Origin of the sequence: Psychrobacter sp. SZ93C1 (assembly GCF_015864635.1) — a bacterium.
GTDB classification, from domain to species: domain Bacteria; phylum Pseudomonadota; class Gammaproteobacteria; order Pseudomonadales; family Moraxellaceae; genus Psychrobacter; species Psychrobacter fozii.
The window spans coordinates 417,350-437,629 of record NZ_JADYWY010000001.1 but is presented as its reverse complement, the minus strand read 5'-3'; the positions used below and the strand labels follow the sequence as shown (position 1 = coordinate 437,629).

13 protein-coding genes and 3 tRNA genes are annotated in these 20,280 nt (G+C 43.1%); 5 read left to right on the top strand and 11 right to left on the bottom strand.

Annotation, left to right across the window (positions count from 1 at the left end; all coding sequences use genetic code 11):
- Window positions 1-376: 376 nt before the first annotated feature.
- From dsbD to I6E83_RS01890, 9 genes are all read right to left on the bottom strand, one after another.
- Window positions 377-2,524, bottom strand: a complete 2,148-nt coding sequence (gene dsbD / locus I6E83_RS01930) for a protein-disulfide reductase DsbD (RefSeq protein ID WP_197099748.1) — start codon at window positions 2,522-2,524, stop codon at window positions 377-379.
- A 167-nt stretch (window positions 2,525-2,691) separates the two neighbouring features.
- Window positions 2,692-3,246 (bottom strand): protein-disulfide reductase DsbD N-terminal domain-containing protein, encoded by a 555-nt coding sequence (locus tag I6E83_RS01925; protein ID WP_197099747.1) that lies wholly within the window; start codon window positions 3,244-3,246, stop codon window positions 2,692-2,694.
- 617 nt (window positions 3,247-3,863) lie between these two features.
- Window positions 3,864-4,964, bottom strand: a complete 1,101-nt coding sequence (locus I6E83_RS01920) for a hypothetical protein (protein ID WP_197099746.1) — start codon at window positions 4,962-4,964, stop codon at window positions 3,864-3,866.
- 290 nt (window positions 4,965-5,254) lie between these two features.
- Window positions 5,255-6,190: an AraC family transcriptional regulator gene (locus I6E83_RS01915; RefSeq protein ID WP_197099745.1), complete on the bottom strand. Its 936-nt coding sequence runs from the start codon at window positions 6,188-6,190 to the stop codon at window positions 5,255-5,257.
- Window positions 6,191-6,748: 558 nt separating this feature from the next.
- Window positions 6,749-6,824, bottom strand: a tRNA-His gene (locus tag I6E83_RS01910).
- A 39-nt stretch (window positions 6,825-6,863) separates the two neighbouring features.
- Window positions 6,864-6,940 (bottom strand) — tRNA-Arg (locus I6E83_RS01905).
- Window positions 6,941-7,036: 96 nt separating this feature from the next.
- A tRNA-Pro gene (locus I6E83_RS01900) sits at window positions 7,037-7,113 on the bottom strand.
- A 234-nt stretch (window positions 7,114-7,347) separates the two neighbouring features.
- Window positions 7,348-8,856, bottom strand: coding sequence for an McrC family protein (locus tag I6E83_RS01895; RefSeq protein WP_227680767.1), 1,509 nt, complete (start codon window positions 8,854-8,856; stop codon window positions 7,348-7,350).
- Window positions 8,857-8,871: 15 nt separating this feature from the next.
- Window positions 8,872-10,350 carry an McrB family protein gene (locus I6E83_RS01890; RefSeq protein ID WP_227680766.1) on the bottom strand — a complete coding sequence of 493 codons (1,479 nt, stop codon included), beginning with the start codon at window positions 10,348-10,350 and terminating at the stop codon, window positions 8,872-8,874.
- Window positions 10,351-10,677: 327 nt separating this feature from the next.
- Between I6E83_RS01890 and I6E83_RS01885 the strand changes: the two genes are divergently transcribed.
- From I6E83_RS01885 to I6E83_RS01875, 3 genes are all read left to right on the top strand, one after another.
- A complete protein-coding gene (locus tag I6E83_RS01885; RefSeq protein ID WP_197099744.1) occupies window positions 10,678-11,400 on the top strand; it encodes a DUF4442 domain-containing protein in 723 nt (240 codons plus the stop codon).
- 594 nt (window positions 11,401-11,994) lie between these two features.
- Window positions 11,995-12,822, top strand: coding sequence for a thiazole synthase (locus tag I6E83_RS01880; protein ID WP_197099743.1), 828 nt, complete (start codon window positions 11,995-11,997; stop codon window positions 12,820-12,822).
- A 243-nt stretch (window positions 12,823-13,065) separates the two neighbouring features.
- Window positions 13,066-14,493 carry a WS/DGAT/MGAT family O-acyltransferase gene (locus tag I6E83_RS01875; protein WP_197099742.1) on the top strand — a complete coding sequence of 476 codons (1,428 nt, stop codon included), beginning with the start codon at window positions 13,066-13,068 and terminating at the stop codon, window positions 14,491-14,493.
- 42 nt (window positions 14,494-14,535) lie between these two features.
- Here I6E83_RS01875 and I6E83_RS01870 read toward each other — a convergent pair whose 3' ends face one another.
- Both I6E83_RS01870 and dxs read right to left on the bottom strand, forming a co-directional pair.
- Window positions 14,536-15,363: an inositol monophosphatase family protein gene (locus I6E83_RS01870; RefSeq protein ID WP_110921870.1), complete on the bottom strand. Its 828-nt coding sequence runs from the start codon at window positions 15,361-15,363 to the stop codon at window positions 14,536-14,538.
- A gap of 405 nt (window positions 15,364-15,768) precedes the next feature.
- Window positions 15,769-17,832 carry a 1-deoxy-D-xylulose-5-phosphate synthase gene (dxs, locus tag I6E83_RS01865; RefSeq protein ID WP_197099741.1) on the bottom strand — a complete coding sequence of 688 codons (2,064 nt, stop codon included), beginning with the start codon at window positions 17,830-17,832 and terminating at the stop codon, window positions 15,769-15,771.
- Window positions 17,833-18,351: 519 nt separating this feature from the next.
- Between dxs and ribA the strand changes: the two genes are divergently transcribed.
- Both ribA and hemF read left to right on the top strand, forming a co-directional pair.
- The gene (ribA, locus tag I6E83_RS01860; protein ID WP_110921872.1) at window positions 18,352-18,996 is read left to right on the top strand and encodes a GTP cyclohydrolase II; all 645 of its coding nucleotides are present in this window, start codon (window positions 18,352-18,354) and stop codon (window positions 18,994-18,996) included.
- Between the two features lie 7 nt (window positions 18,997-19,003).
- Entirely contained in the window at window positions 19,004-19,996 is a 993-nt protein-coding gene (gene hemF / locus I6E83_RS01855) for an oxygen-dependent coproporphyrinogen oxidase (protein ID WP_227680765.1), read from the top strand.
- Window positions 19,997-20,280 lie beyond the last annotated feature (284 nt).

Below are 20,280 nucleotides of genomic sequence, written 5' to 3'. Positions count from 1 at the left end.
CACTGGCATCATCGCCAGCAAGTATATGAAGTAATGAATATGACCATTAGCGTCATCGCTAAAATAGAACAAGACCAATGATATTCAGGTATAAAAGTCCAAAACTGTCATCGGAAATGCGTCTTTAGCATTGTTGCTTTATTGTAATGAAAATATGGATATTATACTAGCGTTATCGCTTCATAATACAAATGTAGATATGAATAAAAGATGTTAAACCAAGTGCTTAGTCTCATTGTGATAGACAATTCTTAAGCACATTAAAAAAGCCAATATACTATCATCATAGTATATTGGCTCTTTCGGATTATTAAGCCTCAGCAAAAGACTTACTCATATTGTTAAGCATAAGTCATTAAGCATGAACTATTAATTATCAGTTATTAAGCATCGTCAATGTCTGCTCAAATTCTGAACGACCAATTTCACCTACTTGTTGATTGACCAGTTGACCATCCTGATAATACAGTAAAGCAGGTGGGCCAAATAACTTATAGCGTGCCAAGATAGCTTTAGAGTCAGCCGTAGTCTCAGTGATATCAAGTTTGACCAATTGCCAGTCTTGCATCTGTACAGGACGATTATGGAACAAATTCTTGTCCATAATGCGGCATTCTATGCACCACTCAGCGGTGACATCTACTATGACTTTTGGATTGGCAGCGATAATGACATCTAACTCAGCCAACGTAGTGACCGTCTGATCTGTTACATTATTAGCAGTTGACTGACTCGTCGTTGACTGTATCATTGGCACTGCACTCAATGATGCAAGCGGATGTAGACTATCATCGTTACCTAATGCGGCACCTACCATCAAACAAGCCGCCCAAATACCTGCAAGCAAACCGAATGCTTGGGTGAGCATTCGACCTTTACCCAACCAGCTCCACGTCCATGTCGCTACTACCATGAACCATAATGCCCACACTATCAGCATTACTGGCGATATAAAGACTCGTTCAATTAATAATAACGCCACAGCAAAGAGTAGTAAGGCAAAACCTTGCTTGACCCAATTCATCCACTCGCCAGCTTTCGGCATGATTTTACCTTGAGTTGCACCGATTAAAATAAGCGGAGCAGACAAACCAAACCCAAGCATAAATAAAGCAGCGAAGCCGAGCAGCGGACTACCAATGGTAGACACTGCAAGCAGCGCACCAAATAATGGTGCAGAGACACAAGGCGATACTACTAAGGCGGACAAGAAACCAGCGACCAAGCTACCACCTGTACTACCAAGCTTACTATCACCTGCTTGGCTCAACCCTTGCATTTTACTACTGATGGCTCGTGGCAATCGGATACTAAACACCCCTAGCATATAGAGTGCTAGTAGAACGAAGACAATCGCAAAACTGATTAAAATAATGGGATTTTGTAGCCAACCAATAATACCCAATGACTCACCGAACACCGCAATGATAGCGCCCAAAATACCATACGCGGTCGCTACACCGATGGCATAACTGGTGGTTAAGATAACGCCACGTTTAACCGTTGGGTTCTCTTCACGAGCAACAATATTGGCGACGATAGGCAGCATGGGTAATACACATGGTGTCAAAGCCAAACCAAGACCTGCTAAAAACAGTAAAATCAGTGCCAAGCCAGGATGCGTTCCTAAGCCAAAAGGATCGCTATCGACGACACTATTGGTAGCCGCTACCGTATCACTTTGCGCAGCGTTAGCCGTGGCCTCTCCATCTGCTCCAGAAATCGTATTAGTCGCTGTCAGCTCGCTGTCTAGAGAGCCTTCATCTAACAAGGCATAATCAATAACCTCATCATCTGTCTGTACTTGCCCTGCTTCAGCATTGTCTATATCAATATCATTTTCAGACACCTGTGAACCAGCTGCTAGACTAGCGTTAGCTACTACGTCAGCATTAGAAGTATTGGTGCTATTTTCTACAGACTGTGACGTTGTAGCAGCGATACTGATAGTCGTATTAATTTTTTCAGGTGGATAGCATAGCCCCGCCTTGGCACAACCCTGCCAACCAATGACAACCGCGGCATTGTCTACACTTTTTCCACTCTTATTCGTCAGAGTCGTGGTGGCGACCATATTGATCTGATCAAATACAGGTACTTTTCCAAAGGTGGGATCATCAATCAGCACGGGCTTTTGACTAAAGGTAAACGGTGCTGCTGTCACTCCATCAGGCAGCGTTAGCTTGATTTTATCTTTATAAACATAATGCTCAGGCGTGATATCAAAATTAATGGCTAAGCGTGTACCACTACCCGTAGCACTAGTGTCGGTAATGACCTGAAATGCTTGATCGACTGGTAGGAATTTTTGCTTTGCGTCACTCTTACTATTGCCAAACAAGTCACCCAATCCGGCCGCTTGCGTAGTCATGGACGTCGCTGCCAACCCAGTAGCAACTACACCAGTAGGTAACAGTCCTGCAAATAACGAGCTACTGCTTATCGCAAATGCCAGTAGATAAGACTTTTTAGCAGGACGGCTTAGCGTTAGCGATGAGGGTTTTTCTTTTGCCTTAATCGACATGAATGGCTACCTATTTATTACCAATATTCTATAGTTGAATTCAAATAATTTCGATACAAGGAAACCGAGTGCAAGTTATACATTAGTATGCTTAGCAAGGATGACGATGTAGCGGACTTATATGGATTTGACTATATTTATGACCAAGATATAAAGCGACTTACTACCTATCTAACAGCAATATCGACCGTGGTTTTTACCTTTTCTGGTGGATAGCACAAACCTGCAGTGGCACAGCCTTGCCAGCCAATCACAACTGGCACATTCTTAGCACCTTTACCATTCTTCGTGGTCAGCATCGTGGTGGCCACCATATTTCTTTGCGTAAATACAGGCACCTTACCAAAGGTCGGATCATCAATTGAAACAGGAGACTGACTAAAAGTAAACGGTGTAGCGCTCACACCTTTAGGAAAATTCAAGGTTAATTTATTCTTATAGACATAATGGCCTGGTGTGATATCAAAATTAATCGATAAGCGCGTGCCTTTAGATGTCGCCTTAGTACTACTCACCACTTGAAAGGCTTCATCAACAGGCAAAAACTTTGATTTGGTATTACTGTTATTGAACAGCTCACCCAAACCAGCTGCCTGCGCACTCATGGATGTCATTGACAATCCAGCCATTAACGAAGCACTCATCACAGTAAATGCAAGCACGTAAGATTTGTTAGCCACACGCTTTTCTATTGCGGCTGATGTTGACGTTTGGATTGACATGAATAACTACCTTTGATTGCTACTATTAAGGACTGGTGGGGAAAACCTAAACTGGCTTTCTTGTATCCAAATTATCTAAAAATGACTGTCTCATACAAAACTCTATAATGTAAAAACGGTATAGAATGGCTTTTATTTTATCTCTTGATAAAAAACATCAACCAATAATTGCCTTATTGATTGATTTTGAGCGATGACTCATTTAAATAGTCAAGCATCCCACCTATACACGGTTATTTTAGTAGACCTCTGTACTGATACTCTTAATAATAATGAATAGCATAATGGCTAATTTTTATAAGAATCGCTTCTGGATAATACTGACTTCTCAAATAAGGCTCACTATAGCTTGATGACTGGTTTTACCATAGTAAAAATGTGACTCAGTCAATAATATACAACAGTAAGCAAATATTAAGAAAGCTAAGGTAAGGTTTAGAAAGTAGCTATATTGGACATTCGATAATGAAAGGAACAAGTCAAGTAATCAGTGATAACGGTCGATCCAACCATTCGAATCTTTGGCGATATTAGGAAAGACAGAGCGCTAAAGAGCAATACAAATACAGCCATACTCAATAATAGTATCTAACAATCAATTTGAGAGAATCAAAAACTTAAAGAAGCGGCGTAGAGTCGCCACTATCTGGCATCAAACCTTGCAACAGCAAAACATCTAAATGCTGCTGTTGCAGTTTTTTGTCAAAGTCATTTACTTCTGCAATCAGCATTCTTTCGATACGCTTGTCACTAGCAAACACACTCAATCGCGCACAGATAACCGCCAATTGATAGATACGTTTTTTACAATATCCATCTAACCCTTGCAACAGCCTGACCATATGCGGGGTCTCGAGACTGGCATAGTCATAATCTGCAACGACCGGCTGACTAAGCGCCGTAACACCATAGCTGATAGATAAATGAGCACAGAAATAACAGCTAAATAAGTAACCAACGACATGCCCAATATAATAGCCGCGGTCATAGGTAAAGCTACTCACACCAAAGTGTCCAAGCACATAGCTATTGAGACTGCCTTGATCACGGATAGGTTTACCGTATTTTAGCTTGCCCACAGTCGCAAAACACAACGGGTTGCGACCATCTTGGGTAGTCAGCTGCCACCCTGCTGGTTGTTGGGCTGGCATGTGACGGATAATATCGGCGATGATATCATCAACCACATGTAACTGCTGCCAAAGACGCTCTAGCCCATCCGTATCCATGAGACCGCGCTTATCAAGCTGCTGAGCGAGTAGATACTGCTGATGCTCTGCAAACTGTAACTTAAGCGTTTGTACCAGATAAGTGGGACGCGTACTGGCAGAAGCCATATATAGCAGCCGAGTACGCTCGTGCTGAGCCTGATAAAGCGCCACTCGCTGTTCAGCAATATTACTCTGGTTATCAGTAGGTTTTTGCGTGGTCGAACGGCTATGAGAAAGCCCAGTAGATGAAGTTTTAGACGTTACGTCTGTCTCTGACCCTTCAGCCACTATCTCTTCTGAATTTGGTAAGGTAAACAGCGCTAGCAATGTCGCCTTATCAAGTGGCTCGGCTATATTGTCTTGTTCCGTACTTTCTACCAGACATTGGTTATCCTCAACCTTGTCTGTAGCGTTGTTTGTACTTGTATTGCTTTGTTTTTTGGCAGACGCAGCAGAGCTTTTTTGGCTATCGGCTTGTGCGCTTGGCTTTGCGGTCGGTTCAGTCATAACATACCATCAGCAGCAAAAATAAACATCATCTAGACTAGATGCTATTTCTACCATACAGTGAAATATAGTACGCTAAAAATACGCACGCACGCCTAGACAACTCATTATTCCATAGTACCTTAACACAAGCACATTGTCAGCCATACATCATCAAAATACCAGGCGTAGCAGTCAGATAAAAAGTCTCTATCGACACCTCATTCACCATGGTCAAAAATAAAAAAAAGCGCTAAAGGCTCAGTGGTGCCCTTAACGCTTTTAATATAAATAGGTGCGATGACCGCAAGCTAAGCCATTATTCTTTTTTGATATTGCTGGCGATACACTTTAGGAGACACCCCATAAACACGCTTGAATGCCTGGCTAAAGGTTGAGTCTGACGCATAGCCAACCAGCGAACTAATACGGCTGATGCTGTTTTGCTGTAAGCGCAAATAACGTGCAGCTAAGCGCAGGCGATAATCGATCAGATAGGTCAACGGCGGCATCCCAACTGTATCTTTGAAACGTTGTGCAAAGCTTGATCGTGACATACCCGCTACCTCGGCGAGATTATGAATTGTCCAGCTTTGACTTGGGTCTTCATGCATAGCGGCCAACGCTTTGGTTAGAAATGGATCTTTCATCGCTTTGAGCCAGTTTTCTGTAGCCTCAGGCAGGCTCTCAATATACACACGTAAGCACTCAATCATCATAATACTTGCCCAATGATTGATAACCGCAGTCTTGCCCATGCGTTCACGCTCAGCTTCTAGCGTTAGGAGCTTAATCTCGACATCGATGACTTCGAACCGACCATCAGCTGCATCATTTATTTCAGGCAAAATTGGAGGCAGTACAGATAATAAAGGACGGATCATTTCTTTATCGTATTTGCACTCAATCAATATCAAAGATGAATTGGGATCACCGTTACCATTGATTTCAAGCGTATTACTTTTACAATTAGGTAGTAAATCATCCAATGACTCTGCACCATCACCATGATGGTTCAACGCGTAGCTGACATGCCTATGCGCGTTAGGAATCATAATCATATCACCAGCATGTGCCTGCCGCAGACCATTACCAACGTCAATACAGAAACTACCAGACATGACCAAATAAAATAAAATCGTATCTTGTCGAGTGATTGAATAAGACCAATTACCAGTACCATTCAGGCGATAATATTTGGTTTCGAACAAATGCACATTTTGTAGCAGTACACTCAACGCATCCATCAGTTGCCCCTTCGATAATATAAGATCAGTCGCAGCCTATAGCCAAATAATTATGAATCGCCACGGTAGTAGTGTCGCTTGATATATGATATGTACGTAGTGTTCTAGACTAATATAGATTTAACCATACTATGAGCAAGCAAAAATCTATATACGGCAGCACTATTTTGATTTGATATAGTCGGTTCAGTATAATTTGGATACAAAGAAGGCAAATGAAAGTACTACAAGTAGTAGACTAAGCGAACCTGACACCGTATCCAATTTATAGAGCATGGACTATAGCTGATGTTGTATTGAATCAATCATCTATACCAACCGTCTTTAAAACATTATCATGATGCACAACTTCAAAGCTTATCTTTATTGGCTTATATAATAGCCATTAAGGAATAATGAAGAAGGTACAGTGACAGGTCGCTTATACAGAAGACTTGTCATCAAAACAAATCGTATAGACGCAAAAAATCGCCAAAAATGGCATAGTATGATTATTTATAAAGGGTTTTATAATGAGGTGAAGCTATAGATACTAAAGAAAGGTAATGCAGAAAAAATTGGGGCGACTGATGGGACTCGAACCCACGACAACCGAGATCACAACCCGGGGCTCTACCAACTGAGCTACAACCGCCATAACTATTGCCTGATAAGACAAAATTTGCAGGCTAAATGGTGCGCCTGGCAGGATTCGAACCTGCGGCCACCTCCTTAGAAGGGAGATGCTCTATCCAGCTGAGCTACAGGCGCTCTTAGAGGACTTTTATACATTAAAGTCAGTTCTAAATATACCAGAAACTAAACCATTATACATAAAAAAAAGCCTGTAAGGCTCTTAAAAATAGATGGTCGGAGTGATAGGATTCGAACCTACGACCCTCTGGTCCCAAACCAGATGCGCTACCAAACTGCGCCACACTCCGAAAATTTCTATTATCACGATAGTTTGTTGCTTAACTTGTTATCAGAAATACTGCTAACTCGTTAATGTTCCTCGCTATCGAGGTGCACATATTAAGCGGAAACGGTGGTAGTGTCAACACTTATTTTTGATTAATTTAAAAAATTTCTAAATTATTTCAAAAACACCTACTTTTCATCAAAACAGCTTAAACAAAAAGTCTTTCCTACGACGGCGCTAACCATCGATAGCGCCATTATACTCGATTCAAGGCCGAACACAAGCGCTCGTTTATCGTTCCAGTAAAGACATTAAATGGTATGAGCCATAATTGAGCAGAATTCATATTATTATCAATATCTTGACCATTCAGAGACCGTTGACTAAGTGCTATCGGTTGTCTCTCATCACCTTGTACAGGATAGACCAACCAGACCTGATCTGCTTGGTAAGCCTGCGCATAACTGGTCAATTGATAAGCGTCACTGGCACTAATGCTCGCTGCGTGAGATAAATGCTTCCATTTAATATCGATGACATGACTATAGCTACCTGACGCGCTAATGTGAGAAGCTGCTGCTGTATTGTCCTGACCTTGGTGGGTATGGGTATCGGCATGAGTATCAGTATCAATCGCTGTCTTATATATAAGTAAATCAGGTCGTATAGACAAGCAGGCCTGCCCTTCTGTATCACTCAGCCAGATGCTTTGCGCTTGATATAGTGGTCTATAATTCGGACTTACTTGGCTAAACATTGAGGCGATACGCTGACTGACCCATTGCTCAAAGGCTTGATTCATATCGATCAATAGGCACAATCGTGTTGATGCTTGTTTATGTTTGGATGCTTTACTGGGATCAATCATGTGACCCGTTTCGGTATTTGACTGTTGCAATAACCAATAAGCCAAATCCACCAACTGCTGCATCGTCTGTAATTTTTGCACGTGAAGTGGCAGCACTGCTAGCTGTTGCTTTGCCTGATGATACATCGAGTCGAGCCTCTGCATCTCATGTTGGCTAAGCACGAGTACGGGCTGCCACGCTTGCAAAGATTTAGGTGTCATTGATTGGCTTAATAGTGGGCTTAATAACATCAAAGCACTCTTAATCAATCGATTGCCTAGCATGTCTTGGCTCAGCACACTGCTCTCACAGAAGAACTTATGCGGCTGCATGCTGTTATGGCGCAGCTGCTCTTTGATGAGTAGTCGACCTTGTAGCGATGCTTGGTTGTGAGTTTGCGACTGATAATGCAGGGTCGGTTGCTGCTGTGCCAATCGCTGCAAAAACTGCGTGACCAGCCAATCTGATAGAGGCAATGCGGCTATCGGTAGTGACGTAAGCTGAGTACTGAACTGGCCTAAATTTTTTGTATGAGGCAGTTTATTGTAGGTGCGATCACGATTACCAATCAAATCAGACATCATGCCTTGCACCCATTGACGGGTTTGTGCGAGATTGCTGTCTTGAATAGACGGATTAAGCTTTGGCAATATCTCTAGTACCATACCACTAGGCAAGAGAATGATACCAATATAGTGCCCGACTTTCAGCTGCCACTGCCCTTGCTGACGTTTGATGCTGAACACAGAGAATTCTTGTGCCATTAGCCAATGAAAATCAGCTATCTGTAAGAAATTATCAGCTGTTAGGCGTTGATGCTCAAATACAGTGATAACGTTCGTATCAGGCGCGCCCATACCACTACGATCGATACTATTGCTTGTGAGGACCTGATTATTCCCATCGCTATTTATCAATTTCCAATAACCCAATTAATATAAACGCTGGTAGACAGCAGGTTTTATAAACTCACCTATCTTGGCAATAAGGTCGCTATTGATTCTATAGCTACCTGTATTGACTGACTGATCGAGAAATAAGTGATGCCCTGAAAACATCTGATTTTGTGCAGCTAGATTATTCTGATTGGCGACCTGAGCATTTGACTCGTTTGTCATCAGTGCTTGGCCATCTTGAATAAACTGGGCACTCATTGGCTGCTGCTCATCTTTAAAAATATACTGCAGCATAGTAATTTGTCCGCCAGTCGCTTGCGCCAATTGCGGAATAATTTGTTCGATTAATACGTCTTGTAGCTGTTCAAGAGTCGTTACTGAAAATAAGAATGCATGACCCAATTGCGAATCGACCCCTAGCGTCTGAATAATGCGATGATTTAAACCTGTTAATAGTCTGGCCAAGTCTATGGTATCGGCTTCATTATGTTCTGCTGTACTAGACGTTTCTGAGCCTTTACTAATATTGATAATTGGTAGTAGTTCCGGCTGTGGTGGACAGTCAATAAACCGAAAACGTCGGCGTAGTGCCATGTCTAGCGGTGCTAAAGAGTGATCTTGGGTGTTCATAGTCGCATAAATATCGATATTGTCAGGAACACTAAAGGTACGTCCAGAATAAGCCAGATTCACTGTCATGGCATTTGCCATACCCGTACGTTTATCGGGTTCGATCAGACTGAGTAGTTCGCCAAATACGCGTGACACGTTAGCGCGGTTGATTTCATCAATCAGCATGGCATAGCGCTGTTTGGGATTGTTTGCCGCGCGCTGACATAATTTTAAAAATGCCCCATCTTGAATCGCATAACTCATTTGAGACAGACTGTTATTAGCATTGTTTGACTGACCAGAAGCCACCATCACAGGACGAATGCCTTCGACGAGCTCTTCATAACCATAAGCCTGATGGAAGCTCACCATACTAAAACGCTGCTGACTGAAAGCTTGGTTTTGGCTAGTGTCATTGTCTCGCTTTGCCTGCTGAAACTCTTCTAGTTGCTGCGACAAACCCGTTAACAACTCCCTACTCTCTGGTAATAAATACCATGCGCCACTATTGTCTTTATCAAAGTAAGCTTGGCCAGCACGATTTTTATAACTTACGGTGTCTGAGCTAGTAGGAGTATGCATTTGCAGCACAGACCAAGCCGTATTACTTAAGTGTTTCTCTCGCTCATTCTGCGATGCCTTTGCAACAAAAAACTCATGATTGACAATTTCAGGCACCTTGACCAAGTCTTGATTTTTGGATTGCAAATCTAAAAATACTAGACAGACAACATCTCGCCAGCTGAGCGCTTGCAACAGCTGTACTAACAAGTCCTTAGGATTGGCTCTAGGTAAGTAGTCGGTATATTGCTTAGCAATTTGTAGCAATCGATAAGTCTTACCCGTACCAGCCACACCTGTATAAATAATATTGGTCGGCTTATGAGTTGATGTGTCGGGCATAGCGTCATCCAGCAGATAAGAGGTACATGAGAAAAATAAATAAAGTATGCTAAAACGGTGTCATTATAGCGTGACGCTCCACATGGCATCTAACGGCATTATTGTGAACAATATAGCTACGAGCTAAACTATTTCTAGTGTCCAAGACATCACTATATGAGTGTTGTTTTATAAGCGCATCAGTTCATTCTAATAATAGTCGGACAGCAGTAGTTAATGTAACATAGTGAGTATAGCGGCTTGCATAATACTCCGTATTTTTCCGCTATGATGATACACGCTAATACTCAAAATCTCATTCAACGCATCTAAGTTAAGGAATTTTGTATGTCAGGTTTATTAAAAAAACTCCCCACCAAGCTGACCAATAAATTGCCAGCTAAAATATCTGACAACACAAGATTGCCAGTCGACAAGCCAACCAGCACACTTAAGCCCATCAGCAACCAATTCACCAAACTGTTATCAGTGACTAAATACTTGCCTGCCGGTGCACGATCGAGCATCTTGTCCAAAGCCTTTGGCAAGGTCGTGCCATATGTCGGCACGACAGGCGTCTATTATGAAACTGTCAATCCCAATCAAGTGGTTGTCAGTTTAAATAACACCAAGGCTGTACAGAATCACATTGGTTCCATCCATGCAGTGGCCATTACCTTATTGGCTGAAACGGCCACAGGGTTTATCTTGGGTTTAAACCTACCCTCTGACCGCGTGCTATTAATTAAGTCTTATTCGGTTAACTTTTATCGCCCCATCAAAAAAGGTCAAATTGCAGCGGTGGCCAGTTTATCTGATGAGCAGCGCTTAGATATCTTAAATACGCCAAAAGGTGAAATGGTTATACCTTGCGTGATTCATGACCGTGAGTCTGATAGTGACCGTGACCCGATCGTGGTTGAGATGACATGGGCTTGGATACCCAAATCTGAGCTAGAGGCGCGTCGTCAAGGCAAAGCGAATGAAAAAGCTGCAGCAGTTGCTACAGAGTCTCCGGCAGAAACCGAGCAGAGCAGTCAACCAGTGGTAAATGAAGAAGTAGCTAAATAGCCAATAGTTCATCCCGACTCAATGAAAAATGATGCGCTGTACACTTTTTATATCTGTATAGCGCATCGTTTTGGTAGTTGATTAGGGCTAGCACTTATATAAATAACCAGCAACAATACTCTCTGTTTAGATATCTAACGTCTTATCCACTTCTAGCGTTTATCTTCAACTATAATATAGTGTAGTCCATCAGAACCTATCGCTGAAGCCTTCTGACATGTACAGCCCTCTACCCCTTATCTGACCTTATTACGGCACATAGCCCGTCGTAACGTATGACTCATAAATACCACTGCTATAGCTACCTCTGCATACATTGTCGTATGCCTTGATAAAGTTGATGATAAAAGAGACGGGTTGCTTAAATCGTTAAACTGGGTAAAGATTGTCTGTAAGCGTGCATGAGTTTGTTATAATAACATTTTGTTTTTCGTGAGTAGCAAGGCTCCAATTTTGGATGCTCCCTATCTGGTCTTTACCATCATGATGAGAAGCTGTCGCCTGCCATAGACTACTGCCTACGATGAATAACTTTTACTATTGAACCAACTCTTCGTTTGTCACCTTTGTTCGCCCGCTATTAGGATTATCCTTATGTCACAACAAGCCGCTATTTCTACTACCAGCCCTACGCCACTTTCACAAGATACGTTTACTGTGGGCAGTCGTACATTCTCTTCTCGATTGTTGGTTGGCACTGGTAAGTATAAAGACATGACCGAAACTGGTGCTGCTATTGCGGCTTCAGAAGCAGAGATTGTCACGGTTGCTATTCGCCGAGTCAATATCGGTCAGAACAGTAATGAGCCGAACTTGCTGGATGTAATTTCACCTGATAAGTACACCATACTGCCCAACACTGCTGGCTGTTTTGATGCCGAGACTGCCATTCGTACTTGCAAGCTGGCTCGTGAGCTATTGGGTGGACATAACTTGGTTAAGCTTGAAGTATTGGGCGACGAAAAAACGCTTTATCCAAACGTAATGGAAACGTTAAAAGCCGCCAAAGTATTGATCGATGATGGTTTTGAAGTAATGGTTTATACGTCAGATGATCCTATCGTCGCACAAGAATTAGAAAGCATGGGCTGTGTCGCTATTATGCCGCTAGGTAGCTTGATTGGTTCAGGTCTTGGTCTGCTCAATCGTCATACGCTTAGCTTGATTATTGAAAACGCTAAAGTACCCGTATTGGTAGATGCAGGCGTCGGCACTGCCTCTGATGCAGCACTTGCGATGGAGCTCGGCTGTGATGGTGTACTGATGAACTCTGCGATTGCCAACGCCCAGAACCCAGTTATGATGGCGCATGCTATGAAGCATGCTATGTGGGCTGGTCGCGAAGCATTTTTAGCAGGGCGTATGCCGGTACGTAAAATGGCGACTGCTAGCTCGCCACAAACCGGATACTTTTTTCAGTAAAATATCTAGCAACACGCCTAAAAGTCTGTGATAAAACAATAAGAAAAAATGACGTCAGGCGTAAATAAGCACTTAGGAATTTTGAACATTCTACTATTGGCAGCGACTAGTGGTAGATGTTCAACATAACCTAATCACTGCTTCATTGAATACCTTGCTTAAAGTATTATATATACACTTATGCATGACCGCTTTGTCCTACTTTTAAATTGAATCAACCACATCGTCATAAAAGGATTTATTATGCGACTTCTCACAGCAGTCGACCAATTGTTTTTGCTTCTTGAGTCGCGTAAACAACCTATGCATGTGGGTGGTTTATTTTTATTTGAAGTACCAGATGCGGCTGATAGCGACTTTGTCTATCAGCTAGTCAAACAGATGCAAGACTCTGATGTACCGCCAAGCTTCCCTTTTAATCAAGTATTGGAGCATATGGCGTTTTGGCAAAATGACAAAAACTTTGATGTCGAGCATCACCTTCATCATGTCGCACTACCAAAACCTGCACGGGTACGCGAACTGCTCATGTATGTCTCAAGAGAGCATGGACGTCTCTTGGATCGCGCGATGCCTTTGTGGGAATGTCACGTGATTGAAGGCATTCAGCCAGAAAATGAAGGCGATCCTGAACGTTTTGCTTTGTATTTCAAAATTCATCATTCTTTGGTAGATGGTATTGCTGCCATGCGCCTCGTACAAAAGTCTTTATCGCAGTCACCTACTGAACCAGTAACCCTGCCAATCTGGTCTTTAATGGCACGTCATCGTAACCACGTCAACGCCATACTTCCTTCGAAAAGATCTATCAGACGCATCATTAAAGAGCAGATATCTACCATCAAGCCTGTGTTTACAGAATTGCTAGACAATCTCAAAAATTCTGGAGATGATGGCTATGTCGGCACTTTTGATGCGCCCATGAGTATTTTGAACAAGCGTATCTCTGCATCGCGGCGTATTGCAGCGCAGTCTTATGATATTCAGCGCTTTAATGATATTGCCGACAGATTAAAAATCAGTAGAAATGATGTTGTGCTAGCAGTTTGCGCTGGTGCCATCCGTCGCTATTTGATATCAATGGATGCGTTACCTAGTAAGCCACTAATTGCCTTTGTACCGATGTCGCTGCGTACAGATAATAGCGTATCGGGTAATCAGCTGTCATTTGTATTGGCCAATCTAGGCACGCATTTGGATGACCCATTACGTCGGATACAGCTCATCCATCGTAGTATGAATAGTGGTAAGCGCCGCTTCCGTCGTATGAACCAAGCACAAGTTATCAACTATAGTGTTATCGCCTACGCTTGGGAAGGCATCAATCTAGCAACCGGGCTATTCCCGAAAAAACAAGCCTTTAACCTCATTATCTCCCACGTACCTGGTTCTGAGAAACCTCTATATTGGAATGGTGCGCGCTTGCAATCTTTATATCCGGCTTCTATCGTATTCAACGGTCAAGCGATGAATATTACGTTAGCCAGTTATTTGGATAAAATTGAATTTGGCATTGCAGCTTGCAGTAAGGCCCTGCCTCATGTACAAGACATGATCACACTAATAGAAGAAGAATTAACGCTGTTAGAAACGACCAGTAAAACACTCGAATTTCAGGGTATAACCGTCGGCAGCGAAAGCGATAAGACAACAAAAAAGCTGGCTCCTTAACGGAACCAGCTTTTTATTATCAATACTTTTAAATATTGCTACTTATACAGCCTCGCCCCAACTCGGAACGACTACTTGCATCAATGGCTTTAACAGCTTGATGTTACAAGCAAAAATAGAACCTGAAGTCATAGAATTGTGCGCGCCTGTATGATCGACGACCACACCACGTGCCTCAGTGACGATAAGCTCACCAGCAGCGATATCCCACGGCTTGATAGACATCTCAAAATAACCATCGAAACGACCAGCTGCCACATAGCATAAATCAAGCGCAGCTGAGCCTAAACGACGAATTTGACCACCCGCTTCAGAGACTTTCTGTAGGCTTTCAAAATGCTCTTTCGCATAAGAAATCACTTCACCATTGCGCTTACGCTCAAGTGGATGACCCGTAGTAAATAGACCACCATCAAGCGTTTTTCGTTCGCTCACTTGCATACGGCGATTATTCAAGCGCGCGCCTTTACCACGGCTAGCAGAGAACATCTCATCACGGACTGGATCATAGACCACGCCATGTTGAGTCACGCCTTTATGCTGTACAGCAATAGAAACACAGAACTGCGGCACACCATGAACGAAGTTTTTGGTGCCATCGAGCGGATCAATAATCCAGCACCAGTCAGCGTCTTCGCCGCGACCTTCTTGCATACCAAACTCTTCACCCAAAAACGAATGATTCGGATAGCTGGCTTTTAGCGTCTCAATCGTCAGCTCTTCACTGAAACGATCAATACGTGTGACCAATCCATCAAGTCCTTTCGACTCGATATCCAATTCGATTTTGTGGCGGTTTTGATGCGCATATAAAATCTCTTTACCAACTTTTTCAGCAGTACGCGCTGCGATGACGACCATGGGTTCCATAAATAACCTATTTGCTTGATGAATGAATATAAAAAATAAGACTAACTTTGTGCCCACAACATGCCGATTAGACTAGCCGCATCACACCACATCTATGCGATTTAAAAAACGTGTCTTTTATAGATGAAAACTTATAAACGACAACCGCATTATACTAAAATTGTTCAATAAAAACGAAAAAACCATTACGTTCGCCAAACCAACCCCTATTTTGGTGGTCATCACAAACTGCGCAAGTTGTAAAAAAGTCAGCACCTACGGCTAAGCAGGCGTTAGCTCTATCTATCGAGCTTTTATGTGTTCAAACTAATATCATTAACTTTAAATCAATTTCGACCATACTATTTATGACAACGTTGTTGATCACAACACGGCTTATAGCAATACGATTTATAACAACACGACTTATAACAATAACTGTCGAAGCTGCTTACTCACACCGTCGGCACTCAAACCGCAATCAACCAGTTGCTCAGATTGGGAACCGTGCGCAATAAAGCGATCAGGGATACCAATATTAGCAATAACTGGACGAGTACGCTTAAAAGCAGCTGACTCATTGAGCAAATACTCATTGACCGCACTACCCGCGCCACCAGTAATTACATGCTCTTCTAGGGTCGCAATATGAGTAATGCCTTTTACCAATAGCGTTTCTAATAGGTTGGTGTCTAAAGGTTTTACCCAGCGCATATTCACCACATGCACTTGACACTCTAACTCTGCGTTATCATTGATGATAGCTTCTGCTGCATGCTGAGCCGTGGTCATCATCGTACCAAATACCAATAATGCGAGCTTTTTTGGTGCATCATTAGAGCCTAATACTGACTCCACCACAGCTTCGCCAATTTTATAAATTTGTGCTGGCTGTTCGATAACGGCGCCCGTACCCACACCACGTGGATAGCGTACAGCCGTGCAACCTTGATAGTCATAACAAGTATTGAGCAGATGGTAACATTCATTTTCATCTTTTGGCGCTGCAATCACCATGTTAGGCACACAGCGTAAAAATGCAAAATCAAATACGCCAGCATGGGTTGCGCCATCTTCACCGACTAAGCCTGCTCGGTCAATAGCAAACGTTACGTCTAAATTCTGCAACGCAACGTCATGAATCAGCTGATCATAGCCACGTTGCAAAAACGTTGAATAAATCGCGACAATCGGTTTGACACCTTGAGTTGCCATGCCCGCTGCTAACGTGACTGCATGTTGCTCAGCAATCGCTACATCAAAAAAACGTGCTGGAAAATGACGAGCAAAGTCGATCATTCCAGAGCCTTCTTCCATGGCAGGTGTAATGGCAATTAGCTTGTCGTCTTCAGCGGCTTTATCACACAAAAACTGGCCAAACACTTGCGAGTATTTTAACGCTGGCTTACCTTTTGAAGCATTAGCTACTGAAGTATCAGCTGCTTCGGTCTTTGTTTCATCATCTTCGACAGGCAGTTTGCTAATCGCATGATAACCGACTGGATCTAATTCAGCTGGCGCAAATCCTTTACCTTTGGTGGTGTAAATATGAACCAATACTGGACCTGAGACTTGTTTTGCCAATGACAATACACGCAATAGCTCAGGAATATTGTGGCCATCAAATGGACCAAAATAGGTAAAACCAATCGCTTTAAATAAGTTGTCTTCTAACTGTGGGACATCGCGCAGCTCTTTGTGACGCTTACGGCGATCAAATCCTTGCATATCAGGACGATGACAGAGAACAGGCTCGCCTGCCTCAGAGATATCAACCTGATATCCTGATTCCCATAGCATGGCTAAATGCCGTGGAAATCCACCGATAGAGCAAGATATCGACATATCATTGTCGTTCAAGATAACTAGCAAATCAGCGTCTTGCTGTACTGCATCATTCATGGCCTCAAACGCCATGCCGCCTGTCATCGCACCATCGCCGATGATACAGGCCACTGTTTGTGCACGGCCTTGATAGCGCAGCGCTAAGCTCATGCCTAGACCCGCTGAGATTGAAGTCGATGAATGACCAACGCCAAAGGTATCGTAAATGGACTCTGCACGCTCAGGAAAAGCCGTCAATCCATCTTTAGATCTGATAGTACCTAACTGCTCACGACGACCAGTCAATACTTTATGAGCATAGGCTTGATGACCTACGTCCCAAACGATCTGATCTTGCGGTGTATCTAATAAATAATGTAGCGCAATGGTCAATTCAACCACGCCCAAATTGGCACCGAAATGCCCACCACTCTGACCGGCTGAATACAATAGAAACAGTCGTAATTCATCTGCCAAGGTAATAAGCTGATTGGTGGTAAACGCGTTTAAATCAGATGGCGCATCGATGCTATCAAGCAGTGGCGTATTTGGACGCACACGCGGAATGACAGCGTAAGTCTGCTGCAAATTTGACAGCTGGGCAGCGGATTCAATGGCTGACGCAGATACGGACTGAGACTGTGGGGAATGAGGTGACTGCTGCATAAACCGTACGATACCTACCAATCTGCTGACAAGACGTGCTTTAGAGTATAAAGATAACTATAGCTAAGCGACGTCAATAATATCTACATCATTATTGATGTAACTGACCATATAATTATTCATGCAATGCCTACGTATCTATACCTACGCGGCGCCTAACAACAAACACGCCGTCATAATAGACAGCGCTTCCATACTAAGGGTTGATATTATGCCTTATTATTTTGCATCAATATCGAATGTTCGTGACGACATAGTAATGTAAGGGTAAAGACTTGTCACTGTATCCGTCAAAATAGTATGGCATAATAGCATTTTTTTTTAATGGTCGCTTTAATCATCGTGCATCGTCTGTGAACTTTGTGTGTTTTTATAATAAAGACAATCAGCACGCATGTTTTACGAACAGATTATACTGCTATCATCCTAACTATCCTAATACAGCTAGGATGACATCGCTGCGTTATTACTGCTAATACAGACCTTACTGCCACAACTACCGGCTTATGCAGGACATTAATGTCATATCAATTTATTACTAGTGCCAAACTACCGACTCGTTATGGCGAGTTTGATATTCATATCTTTGAAAACGAAGACGGTCAAGAGCATGTGATGCTGACCGTCGGGCTGCCTGTGGTCGACCCAGATACAGCGACGCCATCAGAGCGACCGGCTCCCTTGATTCGTATTCATTCTGAGTGCTTAACTGGCGATGCTTTTAGCTCATTGAAGTGCGACTGTGGTCCGCAGCTTAATTCGGCGATGCAAGCCATACAAGAGGCTGGCTGTGGTGCTATTTTGTATCTGCGCCAAGAAGGTCGTGGCATTGGTCTCACCAATAAGATTCGCGCTTATGCCCTTCAAGACCAAGGGCATGATACGTTAGATGCCAATCTGATGTTGGGCTTGCCTGCGGATGCGCGTATTTATGACATGTGTGGGCCGATGCTCGCTCATATCGGTGTTGATGCGGTCAGACTCATTACTAATAACCCTAACAAGATTGCTTATCTCACTGAGCATGGCATCAATGTCGTGGAACGCGTGCCATTATTGGTAGGGGTCAATGATATGAATGCTGAATACCTCGCGACCAAGCGTGACCGTATGGGACATCTATTGGATAAAGATTTCAATACTGCAATACACCTGAATAAATAGATATTTTATGAGTATTTCAAATATAGATAATAAGTCAGACCTGTCAGAGTCAGTGGTAACACCGACCAATAATGACATCACACGAGTGCGTGAGTTTTTAGTCGATTTGCAGGCGCGTATCTGCCAAGCACTAGAAGCGCAAGAGCGCGATGGTGGTGGTAATGCAACCTTTGTACCTGATGACTGGGAGCGTCCGGAAGGTGGCGGTGGTCGCTCGTGCGTACTAGCAGATGGCGACGTGATTGAAAAAGCAGGTGTGATGTTCAGCCATATTCATGTACACAACCTACCAGCGTCAGCAACAGCGCGCCATCCCGATATCGCTGGCCGCAAAGCTCAAGCCATGGGCGTGTCACTGGTCGTGCATCCCAAAAACCCTAACGTCCCTACTAGTCATGCCAATGTTCGTTTGTTCGTTGCTGAAGCTGAGGGCGAAGCGCCGATTTGGTGGTTTGGGGGTGGGTTTGATTTGACACCGTTTTACCCAGTACTGGCTGACTGCATCCACTGGCATCAAGTCTGCCACGATCTGTGTGCACCGTTTGGTGATACCGTCTATCCTGACTTTAAGCAATGGTGTGATGAGTACTTCCACCTACGTCATCGCAACGAGCAGCGCGGTATCGGCGGCTTATTCTATGATGATGTCAATACTGAGAGTCGTGGTTGGGACTTTGAGACCTGTTTTAACTTTATGAAAGCAGTGGGTAACGGCTATCTTGACGGTATCACACCTATCTTTGAGCAGCGTAAAGACACGCCTTATACTGAACAGCAGCGTGAATTTCAGCTGTATCGTCGTGGCCGCTATGTTGAGTACAACTTGGTCTACGATCGCGGCACGCTATTTGGACTACAGAGTAATGGCCGTATCGAGTCTATCTTAGTAAGTATGCCACCACTGGCGAGTTGGCATTATCGTTTTGAGCCTACTGAAGGCTCACCCGAGTTTGAGTTGACTGACGTTTATCTAAAGCCGCGTGAGTGGTTGACTCTATAGCTTATGTGAATATAATAAAGATTAGTTATACCTACTAGATTATTGTCTAGTATATTTAAATAAAGGTCAGCTGCTATAGCTGACCTTTATCATATGGGGCTTATCACCTTCACAGAGATATAAACCGCCATTTATTTGAACTCAATATGGTTGATTGAAACCACGATGTATCGCATGTCAGTCAACTCAATGATATGGTTTAGATAATCATCGTCACTTTAAATATTACGATGATATAACAACTATTTTAACCATAGCTACGCAAATAATGGTTACAATACAGA